This is a genomic window from Amphritea atlantica, from assembly GCF_900111095.1.
Taxonomy (GTDB): Bacteria; Pseudomonadota; Gammaproteobacteria; order Pseudomonadales; family Balneatricaceae; genus Amphritea; species Amphritea atlantica.
On record NZ_FOGB01000018.1, the window covers coordinates 22,003 to 37,131 of the forward strand.

The 15,129-nt window shown below is 51.5% G+C and carries 16 protein-coding genes; 3 read left to right on the plus strand and 13 right to left on the minus strand.

All coding sequences use genetic code 11. From position 1 onward, the window contains the following. The 8 genes from BMY09_RS19885 to murJ all read right to left on the minus strand — a co-directional run bounded on the left by BMY09_RS19885 (nucleotide 1) and on the right by murJ (nucleotide 8,283). A complete protein-coding gene (locus BMY09_RS19885) occupies nucleotides 1-585 on the minus strand; it encodes a pilus assembly PilX family protein (protein ID WP_091361762.1) in 585 nt (194 codons plus the stop codon). Continuing rightward, nucleotides 582-1,319 (minus strand): PilW family protein, encoded by a 738-nt coding sequence (locus BMY09_RS19890; protein ID WP_091361764.1) that lies wholly within the window; start codon nucleotides 1,317-1,319, stop codon nucleotides 582-584. The genes BMY09_RS19885 and BMY09_RS19890 overlap by 4 nt, the downstream gene beginning before the upstream one ends. Continuing rightward, complete coding sequence (pilV, locus tag BMY09_RS19895) at nucleotides 1,316-1,825, minus strand: type IV pilus modification protein PilV (protein WP_175483608.1); 510 nt, start codon at nucleotides 1,823-1,825, stop codon at nucleotides 1,316-1,318. The genes BMY09_RS19890 and pilV overlap by 4 nt, the downstream gene beginning before the upstream one ends. Before the next feature lie 98 nt (nucleotides 1,826-1,923). After that, nucleotides 1,924-2,379, minus strand: coding sequence for an FKBP-type peptidyl-prolyl cis-trans isomerase (locus tag BMY09_RS19900; RefSeq protein ID WP_091361767.1), 456 nt, complete (start codon nucleotides 2,377-2,379; stop codon nucleotides 1,924-1,926). A gap of 12 nt (nucleotides 2,380-2,391) precedes the next feature. Next, nucleotides 2,392-2,886 carry a signal peptidase II gene (lspA, locus tag BMY09_RS19905; protein WP_091361769.1) on the minus strand — a complete coding sequence of 165 codons (495 nt, stop codon included), beginning with the start codon at nucleotides 2,884-2,886 and terminating at the stop codon, nucleotides 2,392-2,394. A gap of 10 nt (nucleotides 2,887-2,896) precedes the next feature. Beyond that, the gene (gene ileS, locus BMY09_RS19910) at nucleotides 2,897-5,725 is read right to left on the minus strand and encodes an isoleucine--tRNA ligase (RefSeq protein WP_091361771.1); all 2,829 of its coding nucleotides are present in this window, start codon (nucleotides 5,723-5,725) and stop codon (nucleotides 2,897-2,899) included. A gap of 38 nt (nucleotides 5,726-5,763) precedes the next feature. Beyond that, nucleotides 5,764-6,696, minus strand: a complete 933-nt coding sequence (gene ribF, locus BMY09_RS19915) for a bifunctional riboflavin kinase/FAD synthetase (protein ID WP_091361772.1) — start codon at nucleotides 6,694-6,696, stop codon at nucleotides 5,764-5,766. A gap of 93 nt (nucleotides 6,697-6,789) precedes the next feature. After that, a complete protein-coding gene (gene murJ, locus BMY09_RS19920; protein WP_245756642.1) occupies nucleotides 6,790-8,283 on the minus strand; it encodes a murein biosynthesis integral membrane protein MurJ in 1,494 nt (497 codons plus the stop codon). A 414-nt stretch (nucleotides 8,284-8,697) separates the two neighbouring features. On the opposite strand from murJ, the gene rpsT reads away from it, so the two are divergent. Further along, entirely contained in the window at nucleotides 8,698-8,964 is a 267-nt protein-coding gene (gene rpsT / locus BMY09_RS19925; protein WP_091361774.1) for a 30S ribosomal protein S20, read from the plus strand. A 118-nt stretch (nucleotides 8,965-9,082) separates the two neighbouring features. On the opposite strand, the gene proB is transcribed toward rpsT, so the two are convergent. The 4 genes from proB to rplU form a co-directional block, all read right to left on the minus strand. Continuing rightward, nucleotides 9,083-10,207: a glutamate 5-kinase gene (gene proB, locus BMY09_RS19930; protein ID WP_091361775.1), complete on the minus strand. Its 1,125-nt coding sequence runs from the start codon at nucleotides 10,205-10,207 to the stop codon at nucleotides 9,083-9,085. Between the two features lie 70 nt (nucleotides 10,208-10,277). After that, nucleotides 10,278-11,474 (minus strand): Obg family GTPase CgtA, encoded by a 1,197-nt coding sequence (cgtA, locus tag BMY09_RS19935; protein WP_091361777.1) that lies wholly within the window; start codon nucleotides 11,472-11,474, stop codon nucleotides 10,278-10,280. A gap of 162 nt (nucleotides 11,475-11,636) precedes the next feature. Continuing rightward, the gene (gene rpmA, locus BMY09_RS19940) at nucleotides 11,637-11,894 is read right to left on the minus strand and encodes a 50S ribosomal protein L27 (protein ID WP_091361779.1); all 258 of its coding nucleotides are present in this window, start codon (nucleotides 11,892-11,894) and stop codon (nucleotides 11,637-11,639) included. Nucleotides 11,895-11,918: 24 nt separating this feature from the next. Beyond that, nucleotides 11,919-12,230 (minus strand): 50S ribosomal protein L21, encoded by a 312-nt coding sequence (rplU, locus tag BMY09_RS19945; protein ID WP_091361781.1) that lies wholly within the window; start codon nucleotides 12,228-12,230, stop codon nucleotides 11,919-11,921. 232 nt (nucleotides 12,231-12,462) lie between these two features. Here rplU and ispB point away from each other — a divergent pair, with 232 nt between their 5' ends. Then, nucleotides 12,463-13,431, plus strand: coding sequence for an octaprenyl diphosphate synthase (gene ispB / locus BMY09_RS19950; protein ID WP_091361783.1), 969 nt, complete (start codon nucleotides 12,463-12,465; stop codon nucleotides 13,429-13,431). 374 nt (nucleotides 13,432-13,805) lie between these two features. Here ispB and BMY09_RS19955 read toward each other — a convergent pair whose 3' ends face one another. Next, nucleotides 13,806-14,438, minus strand: coding sequence for a thiopurine S-methyltransferase (locus tag BMY09_RS19955; protein ID WP_091361785.1), 633 nt, complete (start codon nucleotides 14,436-14,438; stop codon nucleotides 13,806-13,808). 135 nt (nucleotides 14,439-14,573) lie between these two features. Here BMY09_RS19955 and fabA point away from each other — a divergent pair, with 135 nt between their 5' ends. Next, entirely contained in the window at nucleotides 14,574-15,089 is a 516-nt protein-coding gene (gene fabA / locus BMY09_RS19960) for a bifunctional 3-hydroxydecanoyl-ACP dehydratase/trans-2-decenoyl-ACP isomerase (protein WP_091361787.1), read from the plus strand. Nucleotides 15,090-15,129 lie beyond the last annotated feature (40 nt).

Consider the following 15,129-nt stretch of genomic DNA (forward strand, 5'->3'; position numbering starts at 1 on the left):
TCACCTGAAACGCTTGCGATATTCGCTGACCAGTACGACTTCGCTATTCCCTGTCACACCGGTACTTCGGCTCAACTGACGAAAGGTTGCCACACCACTACCCTCGCCATAGACATAGCCTAGGGTTTTATCATCCGGGGTAAGCTGTACCAACTCCAGACTGACTTTTGGCTGCTCATACACCCTGGCGATCTTATTAGAATTGAAGTCACTGGCAGGTTTAGCTCTGGCTACCCAGTCATCCACGGTGCTGAGTTTTTCCAATTGATCTTTCAGTGTCGCACTGCTGGATGAGCTGCTACGACTATCAAACACAAATTCAGTGTCACCGGAGCTCCAGCCATCATAATCAGTTAGCTCAGGTTCTGCTTTCAGCGAGGCAAGCCACTCTTCTGCATACAATAGCGCAGTCTCACTCGCTTCAAATGCCACAGCCTGATCCTGCAGATTGGCAGTCATTCTCGATTGCAGCAGATTGCTCTGAATCGCCGTTGACGCTATCAACGTCATCATTAACAGCAGAATCAGCGCTACCACCAGCGCTGCACCCCGCTGGCCTTTGTATACTCCCCTTAAACTGATCATCCACCCGTTCCTTTCACGGTTAATGCATTCCTTAGCAAGGCGGTCGCTGTATAGACCTGATACAGTCGCCGGTCAGAGGTATCGATAGCATCAAATGGCACAGGTAATACCTGCGCCTGACCGGTAACACCGCTGCCAGAACTTCGCATCAAAAGGTAAAAACGGGCGCTGATCACTGACGCCCAGTCAGAGGCGGACATAGCACCAAGCTTTTGATAGCTGTCCACCAACCGATCGCCATCTGTATCAACGCCATACTCCATCACCAAAGCAGTCGCGCCTTCAATCAGCGCTGCGTTATTTCTGTAGAGGGAGGGGTTCCCCCCGGAATTGCCAATATAGTATGCCCGGCCATCGGAACCCGCGGTTGTAAGCCCGGGAAGATAAACAATCTCACTACGCACATTGTCCGGAGTAATAATCAGCGTATTATCTGCGTGAGCCAGTTCAAAGGCCTCGATCTTATCGGTGTCATTTTCAACCCCCTCTATCAGCAGGTCGCTGTCCACACCGACACCACTCTGCCGCAAATCAGTCAGTAAAACAGTCATGGCATAGCGACCGCTTTCCTGCACCTCAGACATTGCATCCTGCACCTGATATGTACGTGCGGAAGCCACATACGCGGCCAGCATGGCTGAAATAAGCAATAAACCAATGACGGTTGAAATCATCAGTTCAACCAATGAAAAACCTGATTGAGTGAGCAAACTGGACGTCACAGGCCGCTTCATAGATCGACCTCATGCTGATAACGGGATATGCCACCCTGATCCCGACGACCGTTCCAGTTGATGACAATAGTGATACGCTGACTGGACCGTTTAATTTCAGCATCCCCCTCAGGAAGACTGACAGCCACCCAGCTAAGCCAGTTATGGAGATCAGAGTAGGCCAGTTTCTTAGCGCTATCGGTCACCCCCGCGGTAGAGAAGCTCTGGGCATCCTGACTGAGCGTTAAAGCATAGTAATCGTCCAGCCCCGCCTGCTTATTGAGCCGGATACGGTCTGCCATATCATTGGCTATCGCAATGGCCTGGGTACGCAGATAAGCACTTTGATTTTGCTGCAAGCCACGCGCCTGCATAGTCATCATGCCGACCATGCCGATAGCGACCAGCACCAGAGTCACCAGCACTTCTATAAGAGAGGTTCCGCACTGACGACGGGGAATAATATAGGTAGGTAAAAAAGTGCGCGAGCACGCGCCGGGGGCGAGCCCACATCCCTGTCTGCTCATGACAACATCCATGTTGTATCAAAGAAGTAACAGATTACAAAATGAAAAAGTAATTTACCAGCAGATCATCCGTTTTACTGATCCAGAGCAAGTTCACTCTATTCGACAGCGATTATTTTTACTTCAAACTTCAGTTTCTTGCCCGCCAGTGGGTGGTTAAAATCCACGGTCACCTTATTTTCATCAAACTCGGCAATAACACCGGGCAATTCGCCGTTTGCTGCATCAGCAAAGGAGACCACCAGGCCAGGTTCCAGCACCATATCGCCGAACTGACTGCGTGGCAAGCGCTGCATATTGTTCGGATTCGCCATACCAAAGCCCTGTTCAGGCAGGATATCGATCACCGCCTCATCACCGGCCTGCATCCCTAACAGAGAGTTCTCAAAACCGTCCAGCAACTGACCATCCCCAACAACAAAGGTTGCCGGATTGCCCTCAAAGTTGGAATCGACTACCTGACCATCTTCCAGTTTAATCGCAAAATGAAGGGTTACCTTAGCATCGGGCGCTATGGCCTGTTGTGGCGTCTCTTGAGAAGTAAATTCTGACATAAATGCAGACCTTTATTTGGATTTATGACGGCTATCACTGAACCATAGCATATCGATAATCAGCATGCCTGCCCCGATGGTAATAGCACTATCGGCCAGATTAAATGCTGGAAAATAATAGCCGTTATAATGCAACGAAATAAAATCGATTACATATCCCTGTACGACCCGGTCATATAAATTTCCCAGCGCGCCCCCCAGCACCAGCGCCAGACCAGCCCCCAGCCAGTACTTATCGCGTGGAGTACGGGCCATCCAGAGCAGCAGTACAGTGCTGACAACTACAGCGATCAGAGCAAAAAACCAGCGTTGCCAGCCCCCGGCCTGAGCAAGAAAGCTGAATGCAGCACCGGTATTGTGCAGTAACGTCAGATCGAACACTGGCAGCAGAGGATGAGGCACGCCATAAGACAGCAGCGTGCTGGCCTGATACTTAGTAAACAGATCCAGCACGACGACTAAAACCACCAACCAAAGCCAGCTGAGAGCAGTACCTGCCTTGCCCATAACGATAACCTTACGCAAAACTGCGCTGTTCACCGGCACCCGCAACGTTTTCAACACAGCGGTCACACAGCTCTGGATGTTCGGGATGGTTACCCACATCTTCGCGGTGATGCCAGCAACGACCACATTTAGCATATTCAGAAGGAGTAACAACAACTTGAATACTTGCAGGCGTCTCCATTTCAGAAGATGCTCCTACAACTTTTGCTTCATTGGGAGCATTCTTGAAGTCATCAATAGATGCAGCAGAAGTAAGCATTACAAAACGCAACTCATCACCTAACTGCTCCAAACATGCCTTAGTGCGCTCATCGCAATAAATGGTTATTTCAGCATCCAAACCTGAACCAATTACTTTATCCCTTCGCAACCATTCCAGCTCTGCATTTACTGCAATTTTAGCTTCTTTTACTATCGACCAAAACTCACGCCCTAATTCAGCATCTTCTTCAAGCAGGGCCAGTTCGGTATACCAGGTCACCAACTGTACTGACTCAGCGCGTTCACCCGGCAACTCATTCCAGATCTCATCGGCGGTAAAACTAAGAATCGGCGCAATCCAGCGCACCATCGCCTCGGCAATATGATACAACGCGGTCTGGCAGGAACGACGGGCAACCGAATCAGCCTTAGCGGTATACTGACGGTCTTTGATAATATCCAGATAGAAACCACCCAGATCCAGCGAGCAGAAGTGCGACACCTTCTGATACACCTGAAGCATCTGGTACTGATCATAGTGTCCCACCAGCTCGTCCTGCAGACGCGCAGCGCGATCAACCGCCCAACGATCCAGCGCCACCATATCAGCCGGCGCCACCATATCGGTTTGCGGATTAAACCCTTCCAGGTTGGCTAACAGGAAGCGGGCAGTATTGCGGATCCGACGATACGCATCTGCTGTCCGTTTCAGAATCTCATCAGACACAGTCATCTCTGAGCTGAAATCGGTGGAAGCAACCCACAGGCGCAGAATATCAGCGCCGTACTTGTTCATCACATCCTGGGGCGCAACCACATTGCCCACTGATTTAGACATCTTGCGACCATCACCATCCACCGTAAAGCCATGGGTCAGCACCTGCTTATACGGCGCACAGCCTTTGATGGCGATACTGGTTTTCAGGGATGACTGGAACCAGCCACGGTGCTGATCCGAACCTTCCAGATACATATCCGCCGGGAACTGCAGGCCGTCGGTGCGGTCCAGCACAGAGTAGTGGGTCACACCGGAATCAAACCACACATCCAGAGTATCCAGTACTTTTTCATACTGATCCGCCTCATCACCCAGCAACTCTGCTGCATCCAGATCAAACCAGGCATCGATACCGGTTTGCTCTACTCTCAGCGCCACATCTTCGATCAGGCGAGGGGTTTCAGGGTGCAGTTCTGAAGTGGTTTTATTCACAAACAGCGCGATTGGCACACCCCAGGTACGCTGACGGGACACACACCAGTCAGGACTCTGTTCAACCATCGACTCGATGCGGTTCTGGCCCCAGCCAGGGAACCATTCAACCCCTTTGATCGCAGCCAGAGCGTCTTTTTTCAGCCCTTTCTCTTCCATGCTGATAAACCATTGCGGCGTAGCACGGTAGATCAATGGCGTTTTGGTACGCCAACAGTGTGGATAACTATGGCTGAACTGTTTCTTCAGAATCAGACGATCGTTTGCTTCCAGTGCCGCGACGATCGCACCCTCGACTTTGTATACATGCTGTCCGGCAAACTCACCGGCATTTTCTGTATAAACACCATCAGGCCCTACCAGATTCAGGGTACCGATACCGTAAGCGCGGCCCACGCTGAAGTCTTCCACACCGTGATCAGGAGCCGTATGCACCGCACCGGTACCCGCTTCAACGGTCACGTGATCGCCGAGAATAACCGGCACCTGCTTATCATAAAACGGATGATGCAGTTGCTGATGCTCCAGCGCTTCGCCCTTACAGTGACCAACAATTTTGTACTCTTCCACACCGTAACGCTGCAGCGCATCTTCAACCAGCGCCTCGACAATCAACAGTCGTTCACCACCCACCTGCACCAGCACATAATCGAGCTCAGCATTCAGTGATACCGCCTGGTTAGCAGGCAGTGTCCAGGGAGTCGTGGTCCAGATAACAACCGACGCTTCGCCCTCACCGGAAAGATCGTCAAAACAGCTCAGAAACGCCTCCTGATCAACCGGCGCAAAACGCACATCGATCGCCAGAGAGGTCTTATCCTGATACTCAACTTCCGCTTCCGCCAGGGCAGAACTACCTACCACGCTCCAGTAAACCGGCTTATAGCCTTTCACCAGGTGGCCGTTTTCTGCGATCTTACCCAGCGCACGGATAATGTTGGCTTCGGTTTCGAAGTTCATGGTCAGGTAGGGGTTATCCCAGTCACCCAACACCCCGAGACGGATAAAGTCTTTCTTCTGACCCTCCACCTGACGGGCCGCATACTCACGACATTTTTTACGAAAATCGCCGTAAGATACTTTAACGCCTGCTTTACCGATCTTTTTCTCAACATTGTGCTCAATCGGCAGACCGTGGCAGTCCCAGCCCGGTACATAGGGGGCATCGAAGCCAGCCAGGGTGCGGGATTTAACAATGATATCCTTGAGAATCTTATTCACTGCATGACCGATATGGATATCGCCATTAGCATAGGGAGGGCCATCATGCAGAATAAACTTTTCACGACCTGCGCTGACTTCACGAATCTTCTGATACAGATCCATCTTCTGCCACTGTTTCAGCATCTGAGGCTCTTTCTGAGCCAGATTGCCGCGCATCGGGAACTTAGTATTCGGTAAGTTCAGGGTCGGTTTATAATCGGTCATTGTCGTATCGCTTCTGGATCGTCTAATTTTGGCCCTGCTTACAAGGCACCTGTCAGAAAATAGTTTCTGACCTGTTTAATATCGTTATCTATCTGTTGCTTCAGTTTTTCCAGCCCTTCAAACTTCTTTTCAGGGCGAATAAAGGCTTTAAATTCGACACTCAGCAGCTGACCATAAAGATCGCTGTCCAGATCGAACAGATGTGCTTCCAGCACTGGCTGTTTGCCATTGACGGTCGGGCGCATTCCAACATTAGCAATCCCTTCTGCAGTCAGATTTTTACCCGTCACTGTCACGGCATAGACACCGTTGAGCGGGCAGTGAAACCGATGCATCCGCACATTTGCCGTGGGAACACCGATGGTACGCCCAAGCTTCTGACCATGCATCACCCGTCCAGTCACCCGGTAGGGGCGGCCCAGCAGTCGCTGCGCCAGTACCAGATCATTATTCTGCAGCGCAGTCCTGATCCGGGTACTGCTGACCCGTTCACCATCCACATCAAAGGTTTCAGTATTCACCACACTGAAACCATAACGCTCACCGCTCTGACGCAGCATGTTGTAGTCACCACTGCGATCACAACCAAAACGGAAATCATCACCAACGACAAAATGCCTGACTGCCAGTCCCTTCAGCAACAGCTCATCGACAAATTGATCTGCACTCATGGTGCGCAGACGTTCGTTAAAGGTCAGACAAAGCACCCGGTCCACGCCATTGGCTTTAAGCAATCGTACCTTTTCATCAAAACGGGTCAACCGGGGGGGGGCCTGACTACCGGAAAAGAACTCTCTTGGCTGAGGTTCAAAAATAATCACCACGGCCGGCAGCCCAAGTTCCCGCCCTTTGCGCAGCACCTGGGCTAACACCTGCTGATGCCCCAGATGCACGCCATCAAAATTGCCGATCGTTGCAACACAACCTTTATGCTTGTCACGCAGATTATGCAGACCCCGAATCAGCTCCATATCACCTCAATCTCATCAGCAAATAAAAATAAGCGCGAAATTATACCTCAGTTAGAGCAATATCCGCCATCCGTCAGCACCAATACTGGCCGATTAATGGCGCAGATGCCGCAGTCGCATCCCTGTTATCAGCAGAACCAACAGATACACAGTCGCACCTCCGCCCACCAATACCGCCATATGCGAGACCCGCTGCCACATATCAAACCGCAGCCATTGCTCAGCACTTCCCGCAAGCAGTAGCAGAAAACCGATCATCGCCAGATTGGCCACACCAACCTGCAGCAACCACTTAAACCAGCCTGACTGCCAGGTAAACACTCCCTCTTTCAGCAACCCCCGCAACAACAGTCCGGCATTCAGAAATGCCGAAAGCGTGGTCGCTAAAGCCAGCCCGGCATGGGCCAGAGGCCAGATCAGTATCAGATTGAGCACCATATTCACCACCATAGCAACAATACCGATCTTTACCGGGGTTTTGGTATCCTGACGAGAAAAATAGCCAGGGGCCAGCACCTTGATCAACATAAACGCCAGCAGACCACAGGCGTAGGCGCGCAGACTCATCGCCGCCATGGTCACATCCCGGTCAGCCATCTCACCATAGTGAAACAGGGTTGCAATCAATGGCTCAGCCAGCACCAGCAACGCCATCGCGGCGGGCAGCCCGATCAGCAGCACCATCCGCATCGCCCAATCCAGAGTGCGGGAAAAATGCTCAGTACTTTTCTCCGCATGCCTGCGTGACAGACTGGGCAGAATAACGGTCGCAATGGCGATGCCAAACACCCCCAACGGCAGCTCCGCCAGACGATCAGAATAATAAAGCCAGGAAACGCTGCCGGTCTGCAGAAAAGAAGCCAGCAACGTATCCAATAGCAGGTTGATCTGACTGACCGATACCCCAAACAGTGCCGGAATCATCAATTTAAGAATCCGCCTGACCCCCTCATCCCTGAACCCCAGGGTTGGCGCAGGCAACAACTGAATCCGCCAGAGAAACGGCAGCTGAAACAATAACTGCGCAGAACCTGCAATCAACACTCCAATCGCCAGCGCCATCACCGGCTGTTGAAACAGTGGCTGCATCCAGATGGCCGCACCGATCAGCGAGAGATTCAGCAGCACCGGAGTAAAAGCGGGTACAGCAAAACGCTCATAACTATTCAGAATACTGCCCGCCAGAGCGGTCAGGGATATCAGCAGCAGATACGGGAAGGTGAAACGCAGCATATCGACCGCCAGCCCGTAGCGTAGCGGATCGTTCATATAGAAACCCGGCGCAAAGATCGCCGCCAATACCGGCGCGCCCAAAACCCCCAACAGGGTCACCACAATCAGCACCAGCCCCAGACTACCGGCTACCCGGTCAACCAGATGCTTGACCGCAGCCAGATCTTTAAGGCTACGATATTCCGACAATACCGGCACAAACGCCTGAGAAAACGCTCCTTCAGCAAACAGACGGCGAAGAAAATTAGGAATTTTAAAGGCAACAAAAAAGGCATCAGCACTACTGCCAGCGCCAAAATAATTCGCCACCACGACATCCCGGATCAGCCCCATAACCCGTGAAAGCATAGTCATCAACCCGACCAGCGCACTGGAACGCAGCAAGCCGCGGGCTTTGGGAGCTGCGTCTGGCGGCTCTGGGCTATGAGGGCCAGGGGTATCGGGTTGAGAGCCTTGCGGCGATGTTTCTGTATTGCTCAAGAGGTGCTTTCCTGCCAGCCAAGTCGATGGTGCAGATAATACCGATTAAGTGGGCAAAATGCTTGCGTAAACCTTTCGTAAATATAGCCCCGCCCTGGACCCTCCGCTACAGCACCCGGACAATCGCCACCGATTTATTCACACTTAGCTATTGACACTTGCCGGGCAAACATGAATAATCTCGCGTCTTAATTTTCGATGCTCAGTAGTTATAAATGAACGCCGGGGCATCACAATATCGATTAACTTACATCGATTAACTTTTACCTAGTTTAGAGGAGTCGGATTGTGGCAAATTCCGCAGGATCCCGTAAACGCGCTCGCCAAGCCGAGAAGCGCCGTCAAAATAACGCGAGTCTGCGTTCCATGGTTCGCACTTACGTTAAAAAAGTAGTGGCAGCTATCGAATCTGGCGACCACGCAGCTGCATCTGCAGCATTCGTTACCGCTCAGCCATTAATGGACAGCGCTGTAACTAAAGGCATTTTCAACAAGAACCAGGTTGCCCGCAAGAAGAGCCGCCTGAATGCCTCTATCAAGAAACTGGCTGCCTAATCTCCCAGAGATTCGATTTGAGGCGTAAGCCTTTAAGACGTAAGTAGCGATAAAAAAACCGGCCATGGCCGGTTTTTTTGTTTCTTACTTTTTGCTTCTTACATCGATGAGACCAGACTCATGCCAGCACCAGATTATCCCGGTGCACCAACTCCTGCTCCCCGACAAAACCAAGCACTGTCTCAATATATGAGCTGGGGTGACCGATAATCTTCTGCGCATCTTCAACGCCATAATTCACCAAGCCCCGGCCAATTACCCGACCATGCTCATCCGATATCACCACCATCTCACCACGGGAGAATGAACCGGTCACTGCACGCACTCCCGCCGGCAGCAGACTCTTACCCCGATCAACCAGAGCGGTCACTGCCCCCGCATCCAGAGTCAGCGTACCCCGTGCCTGCAAATGCCCTGCAATCCACTGCTTACGGGCTGCCATCGGCGATTGCTCAGGCACCAGCACCGTTCCCAGATGATCCGCCTGCCGCAACTTCAGTAAAACATCATCCTCACGACCACTGGCAATCACAGTGACAGCACCCGAACGCGCTGCCAGCCTGGCAGCCCGCACTTTAGTCGCCATCCCCCCCTGACCCAGCCGACCACCCGTACCAGCCATAGCATCAAGCGTACTATCACCCGCCATCGCTTCAGAGATCAATGTCGCATCAGGATTACTCCGGGGATCTGCGGTATACAAACCGCGCTGATCGGTGAGTAAAATCAACGCATCAGCCTCGACCAGGTTTGCCACCAAGGCACCCAGTGTGTCGTTATCACCGAAGCGAATCTCTTTAGTGACCACCGTATCGTTCTCATTCACCACCGGCACCACACCCACCGACAGCAGCGTCTTCAAAGTCGCCTGAGCATTAAGATAACGCTTACGATTGGAATGATCTTCATGGGTGAGCAGAATTTGAGCCGTCAGAGTGTTATGCCGCTTAAAATTGGCCTCATAGGCCTGCACCAGCCCCATCTGCCCCACCGCCGCTGCAGCCTGCAACTTGTAGACTTCATGGGGACGGTTTTTCCAGCCCAGACGAACTATACCCTCCGCAATAGAACCAGAGGAGACCAGCACGATCTCAACTCCCTCACGCCGCAGCTGAGCCAACTGATCAACCCAGCGACCAATCGCCGCCAGATCAAGCCCCTCACCATCATTTGTAAGTAACGCACTACCAATTTTCACCACCCATCGCCGGGAGGTTTTTAGCCTATTACGCGCTTGACTCACTGACTTCACTCTCTTGAAAGACCCGCCCCATCCTGGGTTCCAGCCTCAGCCAGGACAACCTGAGCAGGTATTAATTTTTCACATATTCGACTTCAACATCGTAATCATCATCGTCAAAGTCATCAAAATCATCATCGCCACGACGCTTAGCACGGATCTCAGCACGCATCTGCTCGATCCGCTCACGACCTTCGCGGTCGATAGACCGGCGCACCTGAAGCTCAGCTTCAGCCAATTCTGAATCTTCCGCCAACTGCACCGCCAACTGATCAAGAAACACCTGGATATCCCGTACCAGCTGCTGAGTCCCCATCTTGTTGATCGCCGATATACGATAGACAGGACCATCCCAGCCCAAGGCATCAACCACCGCCTGACAGCGCTCTTCCTGCTCAGCTTCCGGCACCATATCCAGCTTATTCAATACCAGCCAGCGGGGCTGTGCCGCCAGAGTCGGACTAAACTTTTCCAACTCTCTGACAATCACCTGAGCAGAATCAGCTGGCGCCACACCATCCCAGGGCGCCATATCAACAAGATGTAGCAAAATACGGTTACGTGCCAGATGCTTCAGAAACTGAATCCCCAGTCCGGCCCCCTCTGCAGCACCCTCGATAATGCCGGGAATATCGGCAATTACAAAGCTCTTATGCTTCTCAGTACTCACCACCCCCAGATTTGGCACCAGGGTTGTGAAGGGGTAGTCAGCAACTTTAGGGGTCGCCGCAGAGACCGAACGGATAAAGGTCGATTTACCCGCGTTCGGCAACCCCAGCAAGCCAACATCCGCCAACACTTTCAGCTCCAGCTTGACGTTACGGGTCTCACCCAGACTGCCGCTGGTTGTCTGACGCGGTGCCCGGTTGACACTACTCTTAAAGCGGGTATTACCCAGGCCATGAAAGCCACCCTGAGCAATCTTCTCAACCTGACCTACCTTAGTCAGATCTGCCAACACCTCATCGGTATCGATATCCACCACGGTGGTGCCTACCGGCACCTTCATAATCAGGTCGTCACCCTTGGCACCGGTACAGTTTCTACTCTGCCCGCCCTTACCATTCTGAGCGCTATAACGGGGCTGAAAGCGATAATCTATAAGTGTATTCAGCGACTCGTCCGCTTCCACAAAAACCGACCCGCCATCACCACCGTCACCCCCATCAGGGCCACCCTTAGCGATAAACTTTTCCCGGCGAAAGCTCATGCAGCCGTTGCCGCCCTTACCCGCCTCTATTGTGACCGTCGCTTCATCTACAAACTTCATTCTACACCCCCAGCTATACTGGTAATCTGTGCACACCACCTGCCAACAAACTGGCTGTTGATAAGACCCGTATCGAAGACCTTTTCAACAACTAGCTCAATCAGCCACTAAAAACAAAAAAAGCCCCGCAACCGCGGAGCTTTTTTTAGCATAAAAGCCTTATTAAGCGGTTTCTACAGTAATGTATTTACGCTTTTGCGGGCCTTTAACAACAAACTTAACAACGCCGTCTGCAGTTGCAAACAGAGTATGGTCTTTACCCATACCTACGTTTTCACCAGCGTGGAACTTAGTACCGCGCTGACGAATCAGAATGTTACCTGCTGTTACAACCTGACCACCGAAACGCTTAACACCTAAGCGTTTCGACTCGGAATCACGACCGTTACGGGTACTACCTGCCGCCTTCTTATGAGCCATTTGTCACTCTCCTCTCAAACAGTCTTAGGCATTAATGCCAGTGATTTTTACTTCGGTGAAGTGCTGACGGTGACCCATCTGCTTCATGTGGTGCTTACGACGCTTGAACTTCATGATATGAACTTTCTTAGCGCGACCGTGGCTAACAACCTCAGCTGTCACCTTAGCACCTTCAACAACCGGCGCACCGATCTTAACATCATCACCGTTAGCTACCAGCAAAACACGGTCAAATTCAACATTTGAACCAGCTTCTACAGCCAGCTTTTCCAGCTTCAGCGTGTGGCCTTCCTGAACTCGGTATTGCTTACCACCGCTCACAATTACTGCGTACATTTTAATCTCCAGTTTAAAACCCGCCCTGCTACTAAATAAGACGCCTACTTCTAATGGATATTAATAACCATATGGTAGGGAGCGAATTTGGATGGGTTAGGGCGCGAGATTATATAGAAACATAACAAACGACTCAAGTATAAATATAGATAATAACCTGACTTTCTTGACACCCGGATAAGCACCCCCTAGCATGCGCCCATACAAATTTCAGAGTCTAGTATCAGTCCCCATGCTGCCACATCAGTTAAATCCAGTTATTGAGCCGCAATTCGAAGCGGTAAACAATTATATTATCAACCACTTACACTCAGGTGTACCGCTGGTTGAGAAGATCGGACATTACATTGTAGAGAGCGGCGGCAAACGGATCAGACCGCTACTGGTACTACTGGCAGCCAATGCCGCCGGTTATAAAGGCGAGCATCATGTTCAACTGGCGGCAGTGATTGAGTTTATCCACACCGCTACCCTGCTACACGACGACGTCGTTGATAACTCAGAGCTGCGGCGTGGCAATGATACCGCCAATGCCAAGTGGGGCAACGCCCCCAGCGTTCTGGTGGGTGACTTCCTCTACTCCCGTGCTTTTCAGATCATGGTTGAGATCAACAAGATGGAGATCATGAAAGTGATTTCCAACGCCACCACGATTATCGCCGAAGGCGAAGTGATGCAACTACTGAACGCCCGCAACCCAGACACCACCGAAGCCTCATATATGCAGGTTATTCTGGGGAAAACCGCAATGCTGTTTGAAGCGGCTACCGAGACCGGTGCCATTCTGGCGGACGCAGAACAAGAGCAACAGGAGGCACTGCGCCTCTATGGCCGCCATATCGGTATCGCCTTTCAGATCATTGATGATGTGATGGACTATCTCAGCAGCGCTGAAGAGATGGGCAAAAATGTCGGTGATGATCTGGCCGAGGGCAAAGCAACCCTGCCACTGATCCACGCCATGCGCGAAGGCAACGACGAGCAGCGCGCACTGATCCGCCAGGCGATCCGCAAAGGCGGACTCGACGACCTGCAACCGATCATGGAGATCGTCCATGCTACCGGCTCAATCGATTACGCCCGTGATATCGCTTACGGCGAGGCGGATAAAGCGATTAAAGCACTGGATGTCTTGCCGGACAGCTCATTCAAACAGACCATGATTCAACTGGCAGACCTCGCAGTTAAGCGGAGCAGTTAAGAGCAGTGGCTAGATCGTCGCAAAAGGCGCGACTGGCTAGTTGTTAGAAAAAACCTTCTTAATGGGCTTTGATAAGAACGTGGATAGTAAGTGAGGATGGTCGCTCTTTATTCTTATAACTTACAAGCAGCCTGATAACTGCTTTGAGTTTGATTTTTCTATCAAGCGAAGCGTCTAGCTAGAACGTCACAAAAAACGTGACTTACTAGTTGTCAGAAAAAACCTTCTTAACAAGCTCTAATGATAACGTGCATAGTAAGTGGGCACGGCTGATTTGCTCTTATAACTCAAAGCGGCCTGATAGCTGCTTTGAGTTTGATTTTTCTAGCAAGCGAAGCGTCTAGCTAGTCACGTTTTTTGTGACGATCTAGCCCCTATCTCCTATCCCTCATGATATAAACCGACTCCACCTCTGCACGTCCGCTCCGCCCCATCCCCGTCTGCGCCGTAAGCTTTTCAATACTAAAGCGATCACCATAAAGTGCCTGAACCTCCTCCTCGGTTACGGAAAAGGGCGGGCCTTCAGCATCATCGAATTCAAGGGTTATCAGCAACATGCCGACGCCTGCGGGAAGCTGCTCAGTCAGCGTCTGGGCATAGCGTTTACGCATCGGTTCGGGGAATGCCACCAGCGCGGCGCGATCATAGACCCAATTGATTGTCTTAAACTCTGCGGCGGGCAAGGTAAAAAAATCACCACACAGCAAGCGCAACCCATCTTTCTCTCGCAGACTAAAATCACCTGTCTGCTGCACCGTTACGGGCACTTCTTGCTCATCCCAGAACGCCTGACAGGCCAGTTCGTTCAGCTCGACACCGGTCACCTCATGCCCCTGCTCCCGCAGCCAGAGCATATCGATGCTTTTACCGCACAGCGGCACAAGGACTCGTCCCGCACCATCAGCCTGTAATTCAGACCAGCAGTGTTTGAGCAGGGGGTTAACCTGCGACTGATGAAAACCGATACGGCCGCTACGCCAACGTTCGTGCCAAAATTCGCTGTGCATTTTCTTTAAAGCCCTCAAAAACGACCTAATCTGGCCGAATTTTCCGTTTTTGGTGATACAGGTCGTGATCCCAGACCACTAACCCGGTATAATCCCCCGATATTTTGGCTAAAAAAAAGTGGATATACAGCTCAAATGACAAAACCTTCCTCATTCAATCGAGAAGAACTTCTTCAGTGCGGTCATGGCGAAATGTTCGGCGAGGGCAATGCACGACTGCCCGTCGGCAACATGTTAATGATGGACCGCGTCACTATGATCACCGGCGAAGGTGGAAAATATGGCAAAGGCTATATCGAAGCGGAGCTGGATATCCATCCTGACCTGTGGTTCTTCGACTGTCACTTTCCAACTGATCCGGTAATGCCTGGTTGCTTAGGCCTGGACGCTATGTGGCAGATCGTTGGCTTCTTCCTGGGCTGGCGTGGCAATAAAGGTCGCGGTCGTGCACTGGGTTGTGGTGAAGTGAAGTTCACAGGCCAGATTCTGCCAACAGCAAAAAAAGTGACCTACCGTATCGATCTGTCACGGGTTATTGAACGTAAACTGGTGATGGGTATCGCTGATGGCTCCGTTTCAGTCGATGGCCGCGAGATATACACTGCGAAAGATCTGCGTGTAGGCCTGTTCGTATCTACCGATAGCTTCTAATCTTATAAGCCTGAATGCAGGCTTTAGCTCTGCTGTAGAT